The organism is Variovorax sp. GW822-FHT04E09, from assembly GCF_058800845.1.
Window position 1 is genome coordinate 1223363 of sequence record NZ_JBXAMR010000001.1, and the last position, 18045, is coordinate 1241407.

Below are 18045 nucleotides of genomic sequence, written 5' to 3' on the forward strand. Positions count from 1 at the left end.
CACCTCCGCCTGGGTATTGATGGGAATCCGCCCTGTCTCAGGCACGGCGGAACAGCCGCCCCATGAAGCCGGGCGTCGCCTCCGGCCGCGGGCTGAGCGTGTGGGCGATCTCGTCGAGGCGCTTGGCGAGCGCGCTGCCGCGCGACATCTCCGCCAGCGGCACGCCGCGGTTGATAGAGGCGTCGACGTCCTTGCCGCCGTCCGGCACCGTCGTGAACGTCGCGCCGGGCAACGACCGGCGCATGTCCGACAGCCCGATCTCGCCGCCGCCGGTGCTGCGGTTCACCAGCAGCTCGACCTTGCCGGTGGCGTAGCCGAGCGACTTGAACACCTGCATCAGGCGCGTCACGTTGCGAATGTGCGGCAGGCTGGTCTGCATCACGGGAAAGATGCGCTCCGCGCGGTCGAGCACGCGCAGCGTGAGCGTGTCGATGCGCGTGCCGAGGTCGAAGATCACGAAGTCGTACTGCGCGAGCGCCACCTGCAGGATGGCGTCGATGTGCTCAGCCTTGACATCCATCGCGCGCGCCAGGTCCTCGGGCGCGGGCAGGATGCTGTAGCTCGGCGATACGCGCACCACGCTCGCCGCCAGCAGCGAGGCGTCGAGGCGCCCGATGTCGCGCGCCACGTCGGCCATCGTCGCGGTCGGGCGCAGGTCGCTCACATACGACAGCGCATCGCCGAACTGCAGGTTCAGGTCGATCAGCAGCACCGAGCGCTCGCGCGACAGCTGGTGCGCGACGTTGGTCGCAAGAAAGGTCGCGCCGCTGCCGCCCTTGCAGGGCATGAACGCCACCACCCGCCCGGGGCTGCGCGCCTGCGAACCGGCCATCTTGAGCGCGATGCGATCGACCGCGGCCTCGAGCGCGGCGGTGTCGGCGGGCGACGGCAGCACCTCGCGCACGCCCGCGCGCATCGCGTGGATCAGGAACTCGGGCGTCTGCATCGCGCACAGCAGCACCACCGCCACCGTCGGATGCCGCAAGGTCAGGGCCTCCACCAGCGAGAGCTCCTGCGGGTCGCAGCACATGCCGTCGACCAGCAGCAGGTCGGGCGCGACCTTCTCGACGACCGCCTGCATCCGGCTCTTGCCGCCTTCGAAGAGCGACACGGCATGGCCGCGCGGCTCCAGCACCTTGCGCATGTCCTGCAGGTGGTTCGGATTGGGGGAAACGATGGCGATCTTCATGGTCGTGTCCGGTGTGCTGTCAGGAACAGATGGCCGCGCTGTGCGGGTCTTGCCGCATGACCTCGCGCGGAAGGAAGGTGGAGAACCCCGGCATCGGGATGAGCGGCGCGGCGGCCCCCACGATCGGGGAGATCCATTGGTAGTTGAGGCCGGTGATGCTCACGGTGACACCCTGGCAGGTGCTCGCCGTGCAGCCCGAGGGAACCCAGGCCACGCTCACCGTCTGCACCTGCGGCAACAAGGCCCGCATCCTGGCGAGCACCAAGGCCTGCTGCGTGGTGTCGTCGCACACCACGGCATAGCGCGCGCCGGCGCGCGTCGCCTCGTTGGCAGCGTTCCAGGTGAACAGCATTCGGGAGAAGTCCACGATGCCCAACACCAGCATCAGGAAGATCAGCAGACCCAGCGCGAACTCGAGAGTGGTCGCGCCCTTGGCGTGGTGTTTCATGATGGCGCCCTCATGGTGGCGGCGATGTCGCTGAAGACGATGTTGCCGTTGGCGTCGGCGAAATTCACGCCGAACACCGATGGAAACAGCGAGTGGAAGGTGTAGCCGGTGATGCGCACCGTGACCGTGTTGATGATCGGGTCCGCCCCCGCCGATTGCCAGGTGCAGCAGTTGGCGGCCGGCACGTTCGCCAGGCTCAGGCCGCGCGCCAACGGCGCGCCGGTGCCGGCGGTGTTGCCGTACACGACCAGGTTGCGCGCCTGGGTGATGTTCGTGCCGGGCGTCTGGACCGAGAGATAGCGCACCGCGTCACGGGCCGACTTGGTGACCGTGTTGTATTCGTACATGGCACGCCCGAACTCTGTGGTGATGAAGGTCAGCAGCAGCAGCAGCGGCGTGATGAGCGCCAGCTCGATCAGCGCGGCGCCATGCTGGGTGCGATGGGACTTTTTCATGATGTTCACCTCACCAGGACCGGAACCAACGGGCCTGCCGATCCACCGGCCAGCCCACTCGTGGTGCAAGGGCTGCCGGCGGCTCCCGCATTGCCGAGGAATTCCAGTTGCGTGTCGGTCATCGGAATGCTCAGCGGCTGCAGCATCAGCATGCAGAGGTAGTCGATCACGTGGTTGCCGCCGTCGATGACCGGCACCGTGACGAAGCGACGGTCCATGCCGTACTGCATGTGGCCTCCGGCCACGTTGCCTGGCGTGGCCAGCTTCTGGAAACTGTTGAGCGACAGCCCGGTGATCGACTCGCAGCTGTCCGCGCCCTTCACCTTGGTGCCGGTGTCGGCGCAGGACGCGAAAGCGGCTCGCTTGGTCACGAAGTTCTGGGCGGTCGGGTCTGCGCCACCGCCCGGCGCGCCGGCATAGGCATTGAACTGCGCGGGCCAGTTGAGCGAGGTGTAGGCATAGCCGGTGTAGTCGGGTCGATTCACGCTCGGATCGCCGCTGTTCTTGTAGATGCCGAAGCGGTAGTTCCAGGTGTCGGCCACCGAGGTCTGCACGCCGGGGGTGCCGACCGTGTCGCCCACCTTGGCGCCACAGCGACCGTTGAGCTCGGCTTCGGTTTCCGAGGCGCTGTTGCTGCCGTCGAGGTTGGCCCAGCCGATCTGGCCGCCCGTGGCCGCGTTCTGCGCCATGATGAGCGTCACCCATTCGCCGACGGCAAAGCCGTAGTTCGGCGCCGTGCCGCCCGGCTTCGGCTTCGCTGCGACCGGAATGGGGCATGCGGTCTGTGCGCTCGCGCGGGTGGCGACTGCGCTCGCCGCCACGCTGCGCGTCGCGGGGTTGCCGGCGGTATCGCCCGAGAAGGCGCCCACGGCCTGCATCAGCCACATCTTGATGTTGGGTTGGGTGTGGGTGCACTGCGCATAGCGTGCATTGGCGGACGCGGTGGTGGCCGCGTAGGACGCGTCTCGGAACGTGATATCGGCCGTGGTGAGCTTGCCTTGACCGCTCCAGGTGGCCGACTGCAGGTTCACGTTGTTGGCGTTGCCGGCGGTCTGTCCCGAGCTGCGCGCCCGGTTGATGGCCGTGCTCTCTCCGTTGAGCTCAGCCGCGGCGGCCAGCGCACAGCTGTCCACCGCTGTCTGCAGCTCGGTGCGAGCGACGAAGAGGCGGCCGAAGTCGAGTGCGATGCCCATGAAGCCGAGCAGGAACAGCAGGAACAGCGCGGCCGTGATGATCATCGCGCCACGCTGGCGGCGGGGGGAGCGGCGGGCTTTCATGATCGGACCTCGGTCTGGACGATGAAAAAGAGGACAACGGGCGCGTCACACGCAATTGTTTCCGGCGAAGCAATCGGCCACGCGGGTGAGCACGGCGTCGATGCTCGCCGTGAGCGTCCCCGGTTGCAGCGCGATCACCAGCGCGATGGAAATGACGGCAATGATCAAGGCGTACTCGACCACCTGGGCGCCGTCCTCGTCTGTCAGCAATGACTTGAACATGGTGATGACCTCGTTTCGTTGTGCTGGGAAGTCGCGCAAGGCATCGGGAATTGCGGAAGAAAGCGTGCCTCGAGGAAAAGCCCGCCTTCTTCCGCCCTCCCAACACGCTTCAGACGCAGCCGCCGTTCGTCGAGGTCAGGCAAAGTGCGACCCGACTGATGAAGGTCCCGAAGCTGCCACCGTTGGACGTGAGTCCCTTCAACGCGACAACCAGGGCGATCGAAACGACCGCGATGATCAGTGCGTACTCGACGACCTGAGCGCCTTCTTCGTCGCGCAGCAAGCCGCTCGCGGATTGACCGATGGTCTGGAAAAACTTGTTCATGGCTATTTCCTTTCAAGGTGTGGACTACAGAAAATCAGGTTGAAAAAACAAGGGAGTCGAATGTCATGCGTGTCGTGGCGTTCTCCTTTCCATGAGGAAGCTGTTGCAAAACGGGTCCGCAAGATCGCGGTCTTTCATTTCCCCGAGCCGCCGCCCTGGCCACCGATCTGCCCGCCGATGTTGATGACGTTGACCGCCGGCGGCGGCGTCTTGTAGGACTCCTGGTACTGCACCATCGCCTCGCGCGACGCGCGGCCGTCCATGCCCGTGACCGGGTCGCCGTTCTTGCCGGCGTTCGGGTTCAGCGTCATCTTCTTTCTGGCATCGCGCACGGCTTCGCCGAAGCGCGCGTCGTAGTGGGGCGTGACGCTCGAGCAGCCTGCAGCCAGGAGGCATGCGAGCAAAAGGGGTGTCGATCGGATGAACATGGCGGGGCTCCTCACGGGGTTTCGCTGGCCGGGGCGGCCGGGGCCGGGGTGCTGCTTTCGAGGGCGCCGTTGAGGTAGACCTCGGCGCGGCTGGGAAGCACGTGGTTGTCGGTCGGCACGCGCGGCGACTGGGCCAGCGGGCGCACCAGGCGCGGCGTGATGACGAACATCAGCTCGGTCTGCTCGTTCTGGAACTCGGTGCTGCGGAACAGCGCCCCCATCACCGGCACTTCGCCCAGGCCCGGATAGCGCTTGATCGCCTCGGTCGCGTTGCTCTTGATGAGCCCGGCGATGACGAAGCTCTGTCCGTCGTTGAGCTGCACCGTGGTGTCGGCGCGCCGCACCGTGAGCGAAGGCACGACGGACGTCACGCCCCCGACCGTGGTGAAGGGCGAGCCGGTCTGCGACAGGTCCGACACCTCCGACACCATCTTGAGATTGATGCGGTCACCGTTGAGCACCGTCGGCATGAACTTCACGCCGATGCCGAACTCTTTTTCTTCCAGCGTGATGGTGCTCCCGGTGCCGTTGCCCCCGGTTTGCGCCACCGGAATGAAGATCTTGCCGCCCGACAGGAAGCTGGCCTGCTGGCCGCTGATGGCCATGATGTTGGGCTCGGCCAGGATGCGCACCAGGCCGTCGTCCTTCTGGCCGTCGATGGTCACCACGCCGCGGCCGATGCGCAGCGCCTCGACCAGGCCGCCGCCCGTGCTCAGGAAATTGGAGATCAGCGAGTAGTTGTGCAGGCCGCCGCCGCTCGTGCGCGAGTAGCCCACGCGCGAACCCAGCCGGTCGAGCAGCGTCTTGCTCACCTCGGCGATCTTCACCTCGAGCATCACCTGCTGGGGCGTCCCCACGCGCAGCAGGTTCACCACCTTCTTGCCGTCGGCGCCGTAGGCCGCGGCCAGGTTCATCACATCGTCCAGCTTCAGCGCGTCGCTGATCTCGCCGGTGAGCACGATGGAGCGCTCGGCGCTGCGCACGCGGATGCGGCGCTCTTCCGGCATCAGCTCGGCCAGCTTGGCCTGCAGCGCCCCGGGATCGATGGTGACGATCACGTCCTTGATGTAGCAGGTGCCGTCGGCGCTTTGCAGCACCACGTTCATCGAGCCGGCCTGGCGGCCGCGGAAGAACAGGTCGGTCGGGCTCAGCAGCGTGACCTCGATGTCACCGACGCCATCGCTGCGGGGCTGGGGGGGCGCCGCCATGGCTGCCGCACCCTGCGCAGCCGCCACCGGCGCGGCCGCCTGGTTCTGGGGCTGGCCGCTGACCACGATACGCACCACGCGCGCCTTCAACGGAATGACCACCGACTTGCCGAGCACGGCATAGGTCGGGTCGGAGTCCGGAATGATGGCGGTGCAGCGCCGGCTGGCCGGGGCCGCGGGTGCTGCCGCAACCGTTGCAGCAGCTGCAGCAGGCGCAGGCATGGCGGCGGCCGTGGTGGGGGCGGCTGCCACGACCTCCGCGGCCATGGCGGGGGTCGCCACTGTCGCGAGGGTCGCCAGCAGACGGGCGATGGTTGTTGTGAGTGGGCGCACTTGGTGTTCCTCCTGACGACGATCAGAAACAGGTGAGCGAGCGGCCTGCGTGCTGGATCACTTCCACGCACTCGGAGGCTCGCGGCGTGACGGGGCCTGCCTGCCGCACCCGCGGGCGGGCCGGGGCCGCCGCGGTGGAGACCGGCACGATGTCCTTCTTCTCGCCGAACAGCTGCCCCTTGGTGATGCCCAGGGTGGCGACCGTGGTCTTGTCCATCTGGTTGCGCAGCACGAGCGACAGGGTGCCCACGCTGCGTGCCAGGTCGAGCTTCTCGGAGTCTTCGAGCGAGAGCTCGAGCGTCACCGCGCTCACGACCTTCGGCTTGGTGTCGTCGCGGTTGGCCTCCTGGGCCACCGCCAGCACCAGCACCTTCTCGAGCACGGTCTTGCTGATCTGCAGCGCGTCTTCGCCACGCCCTTTGTCCTGCTGGGCATTGACCATCACGTCGACGTAGTTGCCCGGCAGCGCGAAGCCCGCCACGCCGACGACGTCATTGACACGCACCGTCATGGCCCGCTTGCCGCTGGCGATCACTGCCGACAGCCCGCCCTGCGTGCCCACCGGCGCCAGCTTGCCCTCCATGAGCGCCTCGCCGCGCAGCACGCCGACCTTCACCACGCGGTCGTTCAGCGCCTTGATGTCGCTGAAGGAGCCGTTCGGCACCGAGCCGCTGGGCCAGTCGACCGTGGACAGCATCTGCGCGTTGACGCGGCTGCCCAGGTCGATGTCGACGGCGGCCACCACGACCTTGTTGGACGCGATGCCGCTTTGTCGGGAGATCCAGCCGGTCGCGTAGACCGCGGCCGCCAGCCCGAACAGCAGGGCCAGAAAGATCAGCCCGATCGCCTTGATGTTCTTCATACGAACCTCCGCCAGGGGTGAAACATGTAGGAGCTAGACAAAGCCCAGCTGGTGCGCCAGCACTTGGACCACCGTGCCCGCCGCGATGCAGACGCCGTAGGGCAACTTGCCCACGGACTGGCCTGCCTGCAGGCGCCCGTCGGGCCGCACGCCTGCGATGCCGGAAATGAGCATCCCCTGCGCCGCGGTCTTGACGTTGCCGAGCATGTGAGCGAGGCGGCGGCGATGGATCGCGAAAGCCAGCGCCGCGACGCCGCCCGCGATGAAAGTGAAGAGCAAGGCCATCAGCGTCTGCTGGGGCCCCAGGAAGGCTCCGGTCATGGCCATCAGCTTGACGTCGCCCGCGCCCATGATCCCGAGCGCATAGAACGGCAGCATCACGACGAAGCCCACGCCCAGGCCACCGAATGCACTCAGCGCGCCCGACGACGGCGTGCGTGCCGCCATCGTTCCGTAGATGAGGGCGAAGCACGCGCCGCCGAAGGTCAGCCAGTTGGGAATGCGATAGAAGCGCCAGTCGCTCACAGCCGCCACGCCGAGCAGCGCGAAGAGCGCCAGCATGCGGATGTCGGTCGCCAGCATCGCGAGCAGTTCGAGAACAGCGTTGAATTCCTGCATGGCGGGCTCCCCGTGTTCAGGCACTGCGCCGCAGGGCGAGCACCAGCAGAAGGACGACGACCATCACCAGTGCACCGATCAGCGCGAACTCCATGAACGACATGCCGGCGTCTTCGCGCAGCAGACTCAGGGCGGTTCTCGGCAGAACTTCGAGCGGTTCCATGCGGTTTCCCCGGTGATCGTGGCCGGCCGAAACCGCTGGCCTTCCCGGCGTGGGAAGAAGCGTTCGGCATGGGGATGACTGTAGGAACCGCACCGCTTTCGCACATGAGCGGAGCGCCCTTTTCTGGGGGAGTCAGGTGTCCCGCGACGGCACGGGGACAGGCATGACAAAACGCCTACCCCGCAGGGCAGGCGAAAGCGCAGGCGCGCTTCAGATCACCTGCGCGTCGCGCAGTGCCTCGAGCTGCGCCTCGCTCAGGCCCAGCGCGCCATACACCTGGGCGTTGTGCTGCCCCGTGCGGGGCCCGGTGGCGGCTGGCCGTACGCCTTCGCGCCCCACGAAGCGCGGCACCGCCGCCGGTGCCGGCACGGTGCCGAACTGTTCGTCGGGCACGTCGATGAAGGCGCCGCGTGCCTGCATGTGCGGGTCGGCCCGCAGGTCGGCGATCGAATACACCTTGCTGTAGGGCACGTCTTCGCGGTCCAGCCGCACGGCCAGTTCCGCGAATGGAAGACTGCCGCACCAGTCGGCCAGGATGCGGTCCAGCGCCTCGAGGTGGCGGATGCGCGCGGCGTTGTCGGCAAAGCGGGCGTCGGTGAGCAAGTCTTCGCGGCCGATGGCGCGGCAGATGCGCGCGAAGATCGGCCCGCCCGTGCCCACCAGCGTGAACCACACGCCGTCGAGCGCGCGGAACACGTTGGACGGCGCGGTGTAGGTGGCGCGCGAGCCGGTTCGTTCGCGCACCACGCCGCCGATGCGGTGCTCGGCCGCCAGCGGATCGAGCAGGCGCGACATCGCCTCGGTGGCCGACAGGTCGATCTCGGCGCCCCGTTGCTGCGCGAGCGGCAGCGCGTTGCGCTCTGCCAATGCAGTGCTGATGGCAAAGGCGCCGAAGAGGCCCGCCACCACGTCGCCCAGCGGGTAGTTCATGTGCTGCGGCGGACCATCGGGCTCGCCGGTCAGGTGCGTGAACCCGCTCATCGCTTCGAAGATGCGCGCAAAGCCCGGCCGGCGCGCATACGGGCCGGTCTGGCCGAAGCCCGTGAGGCGCAGCACGATGAGGCGCGGGTTGGCCGCGTGCAGCGTGGCGATGTCCAGGCCCCAGCCGTCCAGCGTGCCGGTGCGGAAGTTTTCCACCAGCACATCGAAGCCGGCGATGAGCTGCAGGAACAGCGCGCGGCCCTCGGGCTTGCGCACGTCGAGCGAGATGCCCTTCTTGCCGCGGTTCGCGGTCTTCCAGAACAGCGGATGGCCCTCGTGCACCGGCGTGAGCCCGCGCAGCGGATCACCGCCGCCCGGCAGCTCGAGCTTGACGACGTCGGCGCCCATGTCGCCGCACAGCGTGGCCGAGAACGGCGCAGCGAGCACGGTCGCCATGTCGAGAATGCGCACGCCGTGCAGGGGTGCGTGGTCGGCAGGCTGGCCCATCAGTTGCCCTTCAGGTCGACGCGCTTGAGCACCGGGTCCCACAGCTTGCGGTCGGCGGCGATGCGCTGGCCGTAGGCGGACAGCGACGGATCGAGCGCGGCCGCGCCCAGCTTGGCCAGCTTGTCCTTCACCGCGGGCAAGGCCTTGGCCAATGCCGCCCGCAGCGGACGCATGACGGCATCGGACGTGCCTTTGGGCGCGACGATGCCGACCCACAGGCCGCTGTCGAAGCCCTGCAGGCCCAGTTCGGCGAAGGTGGGCACGTCGGGCGCCGAGGGCGAGCGCGTGCGGCCGGTCTGCGCCAGGATGCGGATCTGCCCGCTGCTCATGTAGGGCAGCGTGCCGCCGAGGTTGTTGCACATCACCGGGATGTGGCCGGCGATCAGGTCGTTCACCGCCGGCGCATTCCCCTTGTAGGGCACGTGCTGCATCTTGATGCCGGCCTGGTGGTTGATCATTTCGCACACTAGGTGCGACGGCGTGCTCGGGCCCGCGGAGCCGAAGGCGAGCTGGCCCGGCTTGGCCTTGTCGGCGGCGATGAGCTCGGGCAGCTTCTGGTACGGCGTCTTCGCGTTGACCGCGATCACGTTCGGCAGGTCGGCCACCAGGCCCACGGGCACGAAGTCGTCCACCGGGTTCCAGGTGAGCCCCTTGTGCACGTAGGGCAGGAAGATGTTGGTCAGGCCCGCCATGAGCAGCGTGTAGCCGTCGGGCGCGGACTTGGCCACGAGCTCCGAGCCGATGAGGCTGCCGGCGCCGGGCTTGTTCTCCACGATGACCGGCTGGCCCAGCGCATGGCCCAGCGCCAGCGCCACCTCGCGCGCCACCAGATCGGTGCTGCCGCCGGCGGGGAAAGGCACGACCAGCTTCACGGGGCGATCGGGGAAGGCAGCCATCGCCAGCGAGCCGGCCAGGCCGAATGCAAGGCCGGCAGCCAGGTGCGAAATTTTCTTGATCAAGGACGTCATCGTCAGTCTCCAGTTTCTCTGTGTTTCAACGTGTCAGTGCGTGAGGAAGCGGCGCCCGAGCGTGGCGCGGTGCAGCTCGGAGGCGCCGTCGTAGATGCGAAACGGCCGCAGCTCGCGCACGATGAGGGCGATGGGTGCGTCTTCCGACATGCCCAGCGCACCGCACATCTGCGCCGCGCGGTCGGCCACGCGGTTCAGGGCCTCGGACACGAAGACCTTCGTCATCGCCGACTCGGTCTTCACCGACAGCCCCTCGTCCATGCGGCGCGCGCAGTCCAGGCTCATGAGCCGGCTGGCATGCAGGTCGATGCGGCAGTCGGCCACCATCGCCTGGACCTGCTGCAGGTCGGCCAGCCGATCACCGAAGGACGTGCGCTCGCTCACATAGGCCTGCGCGATCTCGAGCCCGCGCCGCGCGCGGCCCATGAGCCGCAGGCAGTGCGACAGCCGCGCGGGCTCCAGCCGCTGCTGCGCCGCCACGAAGCCCGAACCCACCTCGCCCAGCACCGCGTCGGCGCCCACGCGGCAGGCGGTGAAGCACAGCTCGCCGTGCCCGCCGACGGCGAAGGGGTCGATGGCCTTGATGGCGCGCACCAGCGAAAGGCCCGGGTGGTCCATGTCCACGATGAACTGCGTGGGCCCCTCTTTCGTCTGCGCCAGCACGATGCAGAAGGCCGCGCCCACCGCGCCGGTGATGAACCACTTGTGGCCGTCGATGACCCAGCCATCACCCTCGCGCCGCGCGGTGGTGCGCAGCATCGACGGGTCGGAGCCCGCGCCGGGCGCCGGCTCGGTCATCGCGAAGCACGAGCGGATGCGGCCCTCGGCCAAGGGCCGCAGGTAGCGCTGCCGCTGCGCGGGCGTGCCCTGGCGCAGCAGGCTGATCATGTTGGGCTGGTCGGGCGCGGCACAGTTGAGCGCGGCCGGGCCCAGGTAGCTGCGGCCGGCCTCCTCGAACACCGCCGCGCGCTCGACCCACGACAGGCCCAGCCCGCCCTCCTCCACCGGCATCTGCGGCAGGTACAGGCCCAGCTCGCGCGCGACCGGGCGCAGCTGCGACAGCGCCGCGTCCATCGCCCGCGGGTCGTGCACGTGGGCATTCGATTCGAGCGGGATGCAATGCCGCTCGACGAAGTCGCGCACCCCTGCGACGAGGTCGGTGCGCACGTTCATCGCGCACCCGCCTCTCGCAATGCCAGCTTGGCGATGTTGAGCTGGTGGATCTGGCTCGTGCCCTCGTACAGGCGGAACAGGCGCACGTCGCGGTAGTAGCGCTCGATGGGGCTGAAGTCGGCCACGTAGCCCGAGCCGCCAAACATCTGCACCGCGCGGTCGGCCACGCGGCCGCACATCTCGGACGCGAAGTACTTGCACATGGAGGCCGACATGGCCACGTCTTCGCCGCGATCGCGCGCCCGCGCCGCCTCGAGGATCATCGAACGCGCCGCGTAGATCTCGGTGCGGCTGTCGGCGATCATGGCCTGCACCAGCTGGAAGTCGGCCACCGCCTGGCCGAACTGATGGCGGCCGCTCGTGTGCGCCATGGCCAGGTCCAGCATGCGGATGGCCGGGCCCGTGCACAGCGCTGCCAGATGCAGGCGCTGCTTGTTGAGCACCTTCATCACCGTCTGGAAGCCCATGCCTTCGCGCCCGCCGATGAGCTGGTCGGCATGCACGCGGCATTCGTCGAAGTGCACGTCCGACACGAACGAGCCGGCCTGGCCCATCATGCGATAGGGCGCGCCCGTCGTCAGGCCCGGCCCGCGCTCGACCAGGAACGCCGACACCCCCTTGCTGCCCTTCGAGCCGTCTTCGGTGCGGGCGATGACGGTGAACACATCGGCCACCGGCGCGTTGGTGATGAAGCGCTTGCTGCCGTTGAGCACGTAGTGGTCGCCCTCGCGGCGCGCGGTGGTCTGCACATTGCTGGCCTCTGATCCCGCCTCGGGCTCCGTCAGCGCCAGGCAGCCGGTGAGTTCGCCTGTGGCCATGCGCGGCAGCCAGCGCTGCTTCTGCGCTTCGGTGCCGTCGGCCACCAGCGCTTCGGAGCCGATGCCCGTGTTGGTGCCCACGCGGGCGCGCAGCGCCACCGACGACTGCGACAGCTCCATGGCGCACAGCACCAGCTCTTCGGTCGTGAGGCCCAGGCCGCCGTACGCCTCGGGAATGCTCCAGCCGAAGTAGCCCTTGCGCCGCAGCTCGTCGACCACGTCGGGCGGGATGTCGTTGTCGCGGCTGACTTGCTCTTCCAGCGGATGCCAGCGTTCGCGAACGAAGGCGCGGATGTCGGCCCGCAGGGCCTCGAAGTGGGGAGTGTCTCGGATCATGGTGGCCGCGACTGTAGGAAGCAGGTCCACAATTGCCGGCACTGAATTTCAATCATTGAAACTGCGATTCACTCCCATGCCCCGCCCTGTCCAGAATCGCCGCCAGCCCATGAAGCATTCCGACGACCTGCGCCGCGTGCGGGACGAAGACCCGTACATCGCCGGCACCCTGGCCAAGGGCCTGCTCATCCTGCAGACCTTCGTGGGCGACCCGCGCGCGCACGCCAACAGCGAGTTCGCCGCCAAGCTGGGCCTGTCGCGCCCCACCGTCTCGCGCCTGTGCCGCACCTTGCTGACCATGGGTTTCCTGGACCACGACGAACGCCTGGACCGCTACTTCATCGGCCCCGCTGCCGTGGCGCTGTGCTACCCCTACGTCATCAACACGCCGATGCTGGCCCTGCTGCGCCCGGCCATGCAGCAACTGGCCGACCGCGTCGAGGGCGCGGTGTCGGTCGGCGTGACCAGCGACCTCGACGTGGTCTACCTGGAAACCTGTGCCCACGAGGGCGGCACCCTCAAGCGCCCCGGCGTGGGCGCGGTGCGCGGCATCGTCGAAACCGCCATGGGCCGTGCGTGGCTGGCGCAGTTGCCTGCGGGTGAGCGCCAGGAGTTCCTGGCCCGCGTGAAGCACGAGCGGCCCGACGAGCACGCGCGTTGCCTCGAAGGCGTGCGCGAGAGCGTGGCGCACTACGGCAAGCGCGGCTTCGCCATCAACCTTGGGGATTCAGGTTTTGGCGTGCTTGCCGCGGGCGCCGCGGCGCGCATCCGCTACGGGCCGCGCCGGCTGCTGTTCAACTGCGCGGTGCCAGGGTTTCGCTGGAAGAAGGCGCAGCTGTTGGACACCATCGGGCCGGGGTTGATGCAGCTGGTGGAGGCGGCGGATCGGCAGTCGGGGTTGCGGTGAGGGGGCGTGGATTGCGGGACCGTGCGAAAGTACCCGAGAACTTCTTCCCCCCTCGCTTCGCCCTGACCTTTTGCGCGGCCTACACCCAGCCATTTCGCGAGCAGACCACCTTCTTTGCGCTGGGCGCGGTCCGTAATGTGTGGGTGATCCTCGCGCTGGAGCACTGCTCGGTGACGACCGTGCTGTTTCCGTTGGCCCGGGGGCGTGGCTGACTGTCAGCCGCGTGCGCGCCGGTAATGCATGGCGACCGCGCCGTTGCCGAGCGGGTTCGCCGAGACCAGCTCCAGCCGTCGCGTGTGAGGCAGCCCGCCCTCGTACAGGGTCGGGCCGTGGCCGGCGATCCTGGGGTGAACGAGGAACCTGTACTCGTCGATCAGATCCAGCCGGTCCAGTGCGGTCGCGAGCTTGCCGCTACCGAGGAGCACGCCGGCCGGGGTCGCGTCCTTGAGCTTTTGCACGCCCGAGCGCAAGTCGCCGGCGAGGTGGCGGCTGTGGCTCCACGGAAAGTCCGTTCGCGTCGACGACACGACGTACTTCGGCTTGATCTCCAGCTTGGCCGCCCATTCGCGCACCGACGGCGGCGCCTCCACATCGCCGCGGGCGACCACCGGCCAGTAGCTCTCCATCATCTCGTAGGTGGTGCGGCCCCACAGCATCGCCCCACCCTCGTCCATGAGGCGGGTGAAGAAGGCGTGCGTCTCGTCGTCGGCGATGCCCTCCTGGTGGTCGACGCAGCCGTCCAGGGTGACGTTGAGGCTGAAGGTCAGAAGTCCCATGCGAGTCTCCTCCGGGTTGGGCGGCCTGCTGCTTTCGGAGCGCGGGGCGGCACCGTGAATGACCGTTCGTGACCGCAAGCAGGCCGCGTCAGACGGTAGCCGATGCCTCGCCAAAGAGGCAGCACAGAAACGCCAGGAACGACGGGCAGCGGGGCTAGAGCTTGCGGTCCTTGACCCGGTGCCACATCTTCACGGCATGGCGTCGCGACAGATGCGCATCGCACGTCACTCGCGCACGAGCCGGACCCCGAGGGGCATGGGCTGCGCCTCGCAAGAGACATCGCCCCCACCCCCCAGCACCCATCCGCCGATCCATGCACGGGCCTCCCGCGTCGCGGGGCCCGCGGTGCAGACGGTGGAGGACCGATACCCTTCGCGCAGCGGCTGCGTGCCGGACGCCGGGAAATCGGCGGCGGGGATGTCGAGCTTCTTGAACCAGCGCTCGGCGAGGCTGTTCACTTCCTTGATGGTGGGCAGGCGCCAACCCGGTTGTGTGCTGGCGTGCTGCAGGGCTTGCACATAGCGGTAGCGCCCGGCCGTTCCGGTGCAGCGCTGGCCGTTCCATACCTGCGGCTCGTCGCAGCGGCGCCACGCCAGGCCGGTGTGGCGGTCTTCGACCACGCCGCCGGGCACGCCGCGCTCGTCGGACACTTCGCGCCAGCGTCCCGTCTCCGGCACTTCGGGGCCGCGCACCAGGCGAATGAACAACGGCTGCGGCCTTCTCTCCATCCTGCGGTTGCAGCTGTAGACGAACCCGAGCTTGAAGCTCACGCACCAGATGCGGGTCTGGTCGTCCGGCTCGGAGCTCAGGTAGTGGCCCGGCACGGTGTTCGGCAGCCATCGCGCATCGACGGCGGCCTGTTCGGCGGGCCACCGCCCCGCCCGTTCGTTGATCAGCTCCCCCAGATCGATCAGGCCGTACAGCTCGGCCACCGTGGGCAGGCGCCAATCGGTGAAGCCGCACAGGCGCATCGCGTTCACCTGCGCCACATAGGCCATGGCATCGCCCGGCCGGCCATCGCCGTAGTAGGAATAGGCGTCGGTGTTGGCCCGGCTGCCGGGCGCTGGCTCGTTGTGCGGACCGTAGCTGTCGATCAGCTTGCCGGTGCCCGGCGGACCGGCCTGTGTCCTCATCCACGCCAGCTTGCCGCTGTCGGGCTTGCCCTCCCAGACCAGCCCGGACACCCGGTCGCGCACACAGGAGGTCAAGGGTTGGCCGGCCACCGCCTCGTAGTCGGGTGGGCCCGCGCGCAACATGCCGTCCTGCTTGGGGATCAAGGCCAGCGGTCCCGCGTCCGTGCACGACTGAGGGGCGGATCTGCCGTCTTGCTGCAAGCCCAGGCACGTGCGCGCGCCGGTGGGTGGCACCTTCACTGTGGTCGGTCCGGCCGTGGCCGGTGGCGACTGCGCAGCGGCGGGCGCGGCGGCCAGCCCCAGCAGGACGACCGCTGCGGCTGCCGCGCGAACCGCCACTGCGGGCGCGCGGATCGTGGTGGTGTGGAAAGGGATTCGCGTGCTACCCAAGCAAACGTCCTTCAGCTGCTGCGAGCATCTTCAACATCGTCGGCTCAACCGTCCCCCGGCGAACGACCGGTCGTGGCCGATGGTACCCAGTCGCACGGGTCCTTCGAGTGCCGGCCATCCGTCCTTGCAGCCCCCGCTCACGAGGCCATGGCGCCCCTCACTCCTTCTTCAGTTCCACCTGCCGCATCTGCCGCGCCACCTGCCCGAACCGCGCCAGATCCGACCGAGCCCGCTCCGCCGCCTCGCCGGGCGAGCTGCCGATGGGCATCCACCCCGCATCGATCAACCTCTTGCGCGCCTCGGGCCGTTCCATGCCCTGCACGATCACCGCGTTGAGCCTGTCGACGATGGCCTGCGGCGTGCCCTTGGGCGCGGCCAGTCCGAACCATCCCGAGGTCACGAAGCCGGGCAAGCCGGCCTCCTGCGCCGTGGGCACGCCGGGCAGCGATTCGCTGCGTTCGCGCGTGGTGACGAACAGCGCGCGCACCTTGCCGGCCCGCACGTTCGCCACCTGCGCGGCGGCGTTGTCGATCATGGCGTCGATGTGGCCGCCGAGCAGGTCGGCGATGGCGCCGGTGCCGCCCTTGTAGGGAACGACGTTGGCCGAGATGCCGGCCGCCTTCATGAACATCATCTGCGTGAGGTGGGCCTGCGTGCCCACGCCGGCATTCGCGAACGACACCTTCCCCGGATTCGCCTTCGCATGCGCGATGAATTCCTTGAGGGTGCGCGCGGGAAAGTCCGGCCGCGTCACGACCACGAAGGGAATGTCGACCAGGATCGTGATCGGCGCGAGGTCTTCCACCGGCTTGTATTTCAGGTCGTACAGGTAGGGGTTGACGGCCATCGTTCCGCTGGCCACGAGCACCAGCGTGTGCCCGTCCGGGTTGGCGCGCACGGCCTGCTGCAGCGCCATCGATCCACCGGCGCCCGGCTTCGCGTCGACGATGACCGGCTGGCCGAGCGCCTTGGCCATGAGGTCGGCGATCTGGCGCGTCATGGCGTCTGTGGCACCGCCGGCCGCATAGGGAAACACGATGGTGATCGGCTTGTTGGGATAGCCCGGGCCGGCCGCGCGCGCCGCGGTGGCAAGAGATGCGGCAGCATTCAGCACGAAGGTTCGGCGATGGATCGTCATGCAGGCATCTCAACGTATCGGAGCGGAAGAAGCAAGGATGCGGCTTGTTCGGCGACGCGCATCAACGCGGGCACCATGTCGGGCTGGTACCAGTGTTCCTGATGCAGGAGGTTCAGGGAACCGATCGTGCGGCCGTCGTGCCGGATCGGCACATTGATGGCAGACCGGCAGCCCAGCGCGTCGATCAGCGCATGGTCCGGGAACGCGCGACGGCAGTCTTCCTGATCAACGCAGATGCGCGCCCGGCCGCCCTGCACCACCTCGCGAAAGAAGTCGTTGTCATGGTGCAGTGGCTTGGTACCGCCGCACGGATACGCCGCCGGGTCGCTCGTGTACAGGCGCCGGGACGCAGCAAGGCCGGGGTCGATCGCCAGCACGGTGAACAGCCGGTGCCCCGGAAACCGCCGCAGCGCGTGGTCCAGCGCCTCGAAAGAAACCTGCGCCGTGTCACTCACTGCGCAATGCCCAGCCGATCGATGATGGGCCCCCAGGCGGCCGACTCGCGCTGCGTGAACTTCAAGACATCGGCTGGCGTCGACTTGACGCCGATCAGCATCTGGCCGGCCAGGCGCTCCTTCATCTCGGGCGTGTCCAGCGCCTTGTTGATCTCGGTGTTGAGCCGCGCGACCGCGTCGCCGGGTGCGCCTGCGCGCGCCACCAGGGAGTACCAGCCGGGCACTTCCATGTCGATGCCCAGCTCCTTGAACGTGGGCACGTCGGGCAGCTGTGGCAACCGCCGTTCGCCGGTGACCGCCAGCGGCACGAGCTTGCCGCTCTTGACCAGCGGCACCACGCCGACGGGGACGGTCGTCATCACTGGCGTGTCGCCCGCCATCACGCTGGTCAGCGCGTTGGGGCCACCGGCGCCGCTGATGGGCACGTGCTGCATCTGGATGCCGGTGCGCGACTTCAGCAGCTCGCTCGCAAGATGGGTGGAGTTGCCGATGCCGGCGGATGCAAAGCTGAGCCGCTGCGGCTCTGCCTTGGCCATCTTGATGAGCTCGGGCAGCGTCTTCACGCCCAGGCTCGGCGACACGACCGTCACGAACGGGGTGTTCGCGATGACAGCGACGCCGGTGAAGTCGCGCGCCGGCTGGTGCCCCAGCGACTTGTACAGGTGCGGGTTCCACGACATGTTCGAGACGCCGGCCAGGAACAGCGTGTAGCCGTCCGCGGGCTGCGAGAGCACGTAGGCCGCGGCCAGCGTGCCGTTGGCGCCGGGGCGGTTCTCCACCACGACGCTCTGCCCGATGCTCTTGGCGAGCACGTCGGCCAGCGTGCGCGCCAAGGTGTCCGGCCCCGAGCCGGCCGGCTGCGGAACCACCACCTTGATCGGTTTGGAGGGAAAGCCCTGCGCGAAGGCGGGTGCGGCGAGCAGCGAGGCGGCAACGGCCAACGCGGAAAGCATGGTGCGACGGGTGGTCATGATGAAGTCAAGGTCGGTGGTTG

Annotated in this window: 21 protein-coding genes; 1 reads left to right on the forward strand and 20 read right to left on the reverse strand. The window is 68.5% G+C overall.

The annotated features are described in order from the left end of the window. Positions 1–37: 37 nt before the first annotated feature. The 15 genes from AC1RL8_RS05710 to AC1RL8_RS05780 all read right to left on the reverse strand — a co-directional run bounded on the left by AC1RL8_RS05710 (position 38) and on the right by AC1RL8_RS05780 (position 12251). Positions 38–1189, reverse strand: coding sequence for a CpaE/TadZ family protein (locus AC1RL8_RS05710; protein ID WP_492684165.1), 1152 nt, complete (start codon positions 1187–1189; stop codon positions 38–40). A gap of 19 nt (positions 1190–1208) precedes the next feature. Beyond that, positions 1209–1637 (reverse strand): TadE/TadG family type IV pilus assembly protein, encoded by a 429-nt coding sequence (locus AC1RL8_RS05715; RefSeq protein ID WP_159271407.1) that lies wholly within the window; start codon positions 1635–1637, stop codon positions 1209–1211. Next, positions 1634–2092: a TadE/TadG family type IV pilus assembly protein gene (locus AC1RL8_RS05720; protein WP_492684166.1), complete on the reverse strand. Its 459-nt coding sequence runs from the start codon at positions 2090–2092 to the stop codon at positions 1634–1636. Before AC1RL8_RS05720 ends, AC1RL8_RS05715 begins: the two co-directional genes overlap by 4 nt. A gap of 5 nt (positions 2093–2097) precedes the next feature. Further along, on the reverse strand, positions 2098–3369 hold the full coding sequence (locus AC1RL8_RS05725; RefSeq protein ID WP_307585242.1) for a pilus assembly protein TadG-related protein: 1272 nt from the start codon (positions 3367–3369) through the stop codon (positions 2098–2100). 45 nt (positions 3370–3414) lie between these two features. Then, positions 3415–3591 carry a Flp family type IVb pilin gene (locus AC1RL8_RS05730; protein ID WP_159271404.1) on the reverse strand — a complete coding sequence of 59 codons (177 nt, stop codon included), beginning with the start codon at positions 3589–3591 and terminating at the stop codon, positions 3415–3417. A gap of 109 nt (positions 3592–3700) precedes the next feature. After that, positions 3701–3916, reverse strand: coding sequence for a Flp family type IVb pilin (locus AC1RL8_RS05735; RefSeq protein WP_159271403.1), 216 nt, complete (start codon positions 3914–3916; stop codon positions 3701–3703). Positions 3917–4050: 134 nt separating this feature from the next. Beyond that, positions 4051–4344 carry a hypothetical protein gene (locus tag AC1RL8_RS05740; protein WP_492684167.1) on the reverse strand — a complete coding sequence of 98 codons (294 nt, stop codon included), beginning with the start codon at positions 4342–4344 and terminating at the stop codon, positions 4051–4053. An 11-nt stretch (positions 4345–4355) separates the two neighbouring features. Next, on the reverse strand, positions 4356–5819 hold the full coding sequence (locus AC1RL8_RS05745; protein WP_492684858.1) for a type II and III secretion system protein family protein: 1464 nt from the start codon (positions 5817–5819) through the stop codon (positions 4356–4358). Between the two features lie 88 nt (positions 5820–5907). Continuing rightward, entirely contained in the window at positions 5908–6747 is an 840-nt protein-coding gene (gene cpaB, locus AC1RL8_RS05750; protein WP_447745318.1) for a Flp pilus assembly protein CpaB, read from the reverse strand. A gap of 33 nt (positions 6748–6780) precedes the next feature. Further along, entirely contained in the window at positions 6781–7365 is a 585-nt protein-coding gene (locus AC1RL8_RS05755) for an A24 family peptidase (protein ID WP_159271400.1), read from the reverse strand. A gap of 16 nt (positions 7366–7381) precedes the next feature. Next, positions 7382–7528, reverse strand: coding sequence for a hypothetical protein (locus tag AC1RL8_RS05760; RefSeq protein ID WP_174254357.1), 147 nt, complete (start codon positions 7526–7528; stop codon positions 7382–7384). A 210-nt stretch (positions 7529–7738) separates the two neighbouring features. Continuing rightward, positions 7739–8956, reverse strand: coding sequence for a CaiB/BaiF CoA transferase family protein (locus tag AC1RL8_RS05765; RefSeq protein WP_492684168.1), 1218 nt, complete (start codon positions 8954–8956; stop codon positions 7739–7741). Beyond that, on the reverse strand, positions 8956–9924 hold the full coding sequence (locus AC1RL8_RS05770) for a Bug family tripartite tricarboxylate transporter substrate binding protein (RefSeq protein WP_492684169.1): 969 nt from the start codon (positions 9922–9924) through the stop codon (positions 8956–8958). The genes AC1RL8_RS05765 and AC1RL8_RS05770 overlap by 1 nt, the downstream gene beginning before the upstream one ends. A 33-nt stretch (positions 9925–9957) precedes the next feature. Continuing rightward, positions 9958–11097, reverse strand: coding sequence for an acyl-CoA dehydrogenase family protein (locus AC1RL8_RS05775; RefSeq protein WP_492684170.1), 1140 nt, complete (start codon positions 11095–11097; stop codon positions 9958–9960). Continuing rightward, positions 11094–12251, reverse strand: a complete 1158-nt coding sequence (locus AC1RL8_RS05780; RefSeq protein ID WP_492684171.1) for an acyl-CoA dehydrogenase family protein — start codon at positions 12249–12251, stop codon at positions 11094–11096. The genes AC1RL8_RS05775 and AC1RL8_RS05780 overlap by 4 nt, the downstream gene beginning before the upstream one ends. 109 nt (positions 12252–12360) lie before the next feature. Between AC1RL8_RS05780 and AC1RL8_RS05785 the strand changes: the two genes are divergently transcribed. Then, on the forward strand, positions 12361–13158 hold the full coding sequence (locus tag AC1RL8_RS05785; RefSeq protein ID WP_240531139.1) for an IclR family transcriptional regulator: 798 nt from the start codon (positions 12361–12363) through the stop codon (positions 13156–13158). A 215-nt stretch (positions 13159–13373) separates the two neighbouring features. Here the strand turns inward: AC1RL8_RS05785 and AC1RL8_RS05790 are convergent, their stop codons facing one another. The 5 genes from AC1RL8_RS05790 to AC1RL8_RS05810 form a co-directional block, all read right to left on the reverse strand. Beyond that, positions 13374–13934, reverse strand: coding sequence for a dihydrofolate reductase family protein (locus AC1RL8_RS05790; RefSeq protein WP_492684172.1), 561 nt, complete (start codon positions 13932–13934; stop codon positions 13374–13376). A 225-nt stretch (positions 13935–14159) separates the two neighbouring features. Next, positions 14160–15212: an Lcl C-terminal domain-containing protein gene (locus AC1RL8_RS05795; RefSeq protein ID WP_492684173.1), complete on the reverse strand. Its 1053-nt coding sequence runs from the start codon at positions 15210–15212 to the stop codon at positions 14160–14162. 403 nt (positions 15213–15615) lie between these two features. Next, entirely contained in the window at positions 15616–16596 is a 981-nt protein-coding gene (locus AC1RL8_RS05800) for a tripartite tricarboxylate transporter substrate binding protein (protein WP_492684174.1), read from the reverse strand. Beyond that, positions 16593–17051, reverse strand: a complete 459-nt coding sequence (locus AC1RL8_RS05805; protein WP_492684175.1) for a GAF domain-containing protein — start codon at positions 17049–17051, stop codon at positions 16593–16595. The genes AC1RL8_RS05800 and AC1RL8_RS05805 overlap by 4 nt, the downstream gene beginning before the upstream one ends. Continuing rightward, the gene (locus AC1RL8_RS05810; RefSeq protein WP_487848537.1) at positions 17048–18022 is read right to left on the reverse strand and encodes a Bug family tripartite tricarboxylate transporter substrate binding protein; all 975 of its coding nucleotides are present in this window, start codon (positions 18020–18022) and stop codon (positions 17048–17050) included. The genes AC1RL8_RS05805 and AC1RL8_RS05810 overlap by 4 nt, the downstream gene beginning before the upstream one ends. Positions 18023–18045 lie beyond the last annotated feature (23 nt).